Below are 566 nucleotides of genomic sequence, written 5' to 3'. Positions count from 1 at the left end.
CGTTGTCAGCACTATCAGTAAAACGATATGAACCGCTGATTTCAACAGTTACATTGTCTTTCGACTGAGGCTTGTCATCAAGAATTTTTGCTACATCCTTCCTTTCATCTACAAATTTTTTAAAGGTCTTATACATATTAAAAAACAGATTTTTTACATTATTGTAATCTGGGTTAAAATTTTCAAAACCTCTTGGTAAAATAAAATGCATCTCCTTTGTATCTTTATCTTTTCTAATTCCAACAAAAGAACCACATTTCCTATCTTCTGACTCCTTACCTTTTATTATTTTTAATTCATCAAAATTAAACATAATAACTTTCAACTTTTTCAATGAATTTATCGACTTTCTTAGCAAAATCTCCGAAAGTTATTAGTTCATTCTTATCCTTGATACTTAATAACTCTAAGAGTGGTTTTTTATCTCTAGTAAAGACGCTATCCCAAATAAAAAACATAAGCTTACTTTGTATTGCTGACTTTAAAACAATCTCATCCTTTATGAAATATTTTCCAACTTGCTTATCTTCTATTCCTCGAATATAGGAATGATTATTTTTAATAAA

Annotated in this window: 2 pseudogenes; both read right to left on the bottom strand. The window is 28.1% G+C overall.

Going from position 1 to position 566, the window contains the following annotated elements:
* A pseudogene (locus ACS8FC_RS19735) lies at nucleotides 1–313 on the bottom strand (hypothetical protein); the annotation flags it as partial.
* Nucleotides 306–566, bottom strand: a pseudogene (locus ACS8FC_RS19730) (restriction endonuclease); the annotation flags it as partial. The pseudogenes ACS8FC_RS19735 and ACS8FC_RS19730, both read right to left, overlap by 8 nt.

The sequence above is a fragment of the Psychrobacter sp. 1Y4 genome (assembly GCF_051847555.1).
Note: the sequence above shows the minus strand (reverse complement) of the source record. Positions and strands in the feature narration are given on the sequence as shown.